This window comes from Asaia sp. SF2.1, assembly GCF_000505765.1.
In the GTDB taxonomy this organism is placed as follows: domain Bacteria; phylum Pseudomonadota; class Alphaproteobacteria; order Acetobacterales; family Acetobacteraceae; genus Asaia; species Asaia bogorensis.
This window is the reverse complement of the sequence record NZ_AYXS01000048.1, coordinates 37910-40398: the sequence shown is the minus strand read 5'-3', so window position 1 is coordinate 40398 and position 2489 is coordinate 37910. Positions and strand designations below refer to the sequence as shown.

General features: G+C 58.7%; 2 protein-coding genes. Both read left to right on the top strand.

The genetic code is table 11. The features are described 5' to 3' along the window. On the top strand, positions 1 to 924 hold a 924-nt coding region (locus P792_RS33050), incomplete at its 5' end, for a substrate-binding domain-containing protein (protein WP_035440660.1). Positions 925 to 1309: 385 nt separating this feature from the next. Next, positions 1310 to 2404 carry a tyrosine-protein phosphatase gene (locus P792_RS33040; protein WP_023979631.1) on the top strand — a complete coding sequence of 365 codons (1095 nt, stop codon included), beginning with the start codon at positions 1310 to 1312 and terminating at the stop codon, positions 2402 to 2404. Positions 2405 to 2489: the final 85 nt, after the last annotated feature.

Here is a 2489-nt window from a genome sequence, read left to right as displayed (position 1 = left end):
AATGTACGACCGGAAACCTGTCGGCGCATCCTGACGATCGCGCGCGATCTCGAATATTTTCCGACCCTGCCCGACCTGCATCAGGGCGTGTTGCGCATTGATGTATTACTGGTACGTCCGGAAACGCTTTTCTACGCGCGTTTGAGCCAGGCCTTCAAAACGCTGGCGGCCTCTCTGGGCAAGGATATCCAGGTGCATCGCAATTTCGTGGGCGAAGCGGATATTGCTGCTTTTGTCGCCCGTATCCGCGACGCCCCTTACAGACGCTCGGCGCTGGTCATTGCCTGTCCTTCCCATCCCGATATACTCGAAGCGCTGCATCATGTTGCCAGCGATGGGCTGCCTGTGATCCAGATCGTCACGCGCAACCTGCCCGGGCTGCCTTACGTCGGCATCGATAATCACGCGGCAGGGCGTACAGCAGCCCTGTGCCTTACGCGCAGTCTCTCGCAACGATCGGGTTCACTGCTCGCGCTTTGCCATTCCATGACCTATGCCAATCATCGCGAGCGTATAGAAGGTTTTTCCGGTTTCCTCTCCGGGCAGGCTGCGCAGCAGCACCGACTGGCTGACATTCTGTTCGATGGAGATGATCCCGACGAAGCCGCGCGCCTGCTGCATCAGGCCATCCTCGATAATCCGGACCTCATCGGTGTTTATACAGCGGGTGGCGACAACCTGCGTATCGGCGAGGTTCTGCGTCGCCACAGACAGCGCAGCCTGTGCTGGATAGGGCATGAGGTCAACCCGGTGACACGCGCATGCCTGATCGACGGCACGATGAGTTTTGCCATCGATCAGACACCCGAAACCCAGGCCGGCCTGGCACTCCACCTCAGCTTGCAGAAACTTGGTATTATTCCGGCTCTTATTGGCTTCGATCCGCCTCAATTCCGGTTGGTCACCTCTGAAAATATTGGTTAGTGACGCCGAAATATGTCGCTTCATTCTCTACCCGGCACAAGCCCGTGACACAGCACAGAATAAGGCGTTGAAAGCGGCTCGGGCCCTTCGCATGCACTGCGCATGCACTGCGCATGCAAACGATGGCAACCGAAGAAGAATCGCGACAATATTACCCGCGGCAGGGTGAAATAAAAAATTAACTATGCAATTCATCCGTCAATAATGACAGCGCTGCATGTCGCGGGTATCGTGCGCAACGTGCTGTACGACCTGCCCGCTGATCCTTTCATCGTGCGACGTTGACAGCGCGCGAGCGCTGGCAACCATCACGTCTTTCTTCAGGCCAGATTGCGCCCGCTTCGCCCCGCAAGGGCGCTGATATCTGACGAGAACGAGTAGAAACATGTTTCTGAAAAATGCGCTTGTCACCCTGCTCACTGCCACGACCCTCGCGTCACCCCCGCTCGCCATTGCTGCGACGGATACGAGCAGCCTTGCCACGGCCCAGGTGACGATGGTGCCGCAATACACTCTGGCCTGGCCGCATGCGCTCGGGCCCGTCGATATCTTCGTATCCCGTACCGCCAGCAAAGAGGGTATGACCCTCGTGCAACAGCACAATGACAGCGGCGCGGCCCGTGTGATTTCCCCCCTGCCAGGACAGGGACGTGTCTATTTCTTCATCAAACCGGTTGATGGCAAGCCGGGCCAATGGGTTGCGAACCGCATTCTGCCGCTGGATGGCGTGGCAAACTTTCGCGATATGGGCGGTTATGAAACAGCAGACCATCATCATGTGCGCTGGGGCGAATTCTACCGCTCGGCCGCGCCCGGCGGCCTGACGAGCGCTGATTATGCGCTAGTCGACACGCTGGGCATCAAAAGCGTGACCGATCTGCGCACGCAGGCGGAACAGCAGAAACAACCGACACACTGGCAGGTCAGCGGGCAGGAAAAACCACCCGCTTTCTATCCCTCGGAGAAACCCGTTCTGCCGGGTGACATGACGGACAAATCACGTCTGGCGAAGATGGATCAGACCCAGGCCAAGGCGCTGATGGAGGCATTTTATGCAAAGATGCCGGATTACTATGCGCCTGAGCTGAAGGCGCTGTTTGCCCGCCTTGTCGCGCACCAGACCCCCACCCTGACTCACTGCACCGCGGGCAAGGATCGCACTGGATTTGCCTCTGCACTCATTCTCTACGCTTTGGGTGTGCCCGAACAGACGATCCTGAGCGATTACGCCATGAGTGGTGATTTGCTTCGCGCGCATATGACGCCCAGCTTCAAGGCCGCGATGAATGACCCCAAAAACGGTGGGGCCATGGCAGCGTCGCCTGTCATGAGCGCGCTGCTCAATTCCGACCCTGCCTATCTCGAAGCCGCCTTTGCCTCGATCCGCAAGCAATATGGTTCGATCGACGCCTATCTGGCCAAGGCCCTCAATGTCGGTCCGACGCAGATCAAGGCGCTGCGCGACGCCTATCTCGACTAACCGACAGGTCTGAAGCCAATGGGCGCCGGGTTTTGGCTACAGCTGGTGGCCCGAGGCCGAGGGACCGCCCTAAGGCAGGCCCCGG

Bases quoted from the DNA above. Each gene is read 5' to 3' on its own strand.
- P792_RS33040 (WP_023979631.1), top strand. From the start codon at position 1,310: ATGTTTCTGAAAAATGCGCTTGTCACCCTGCTCACTGCCACGACCCTC.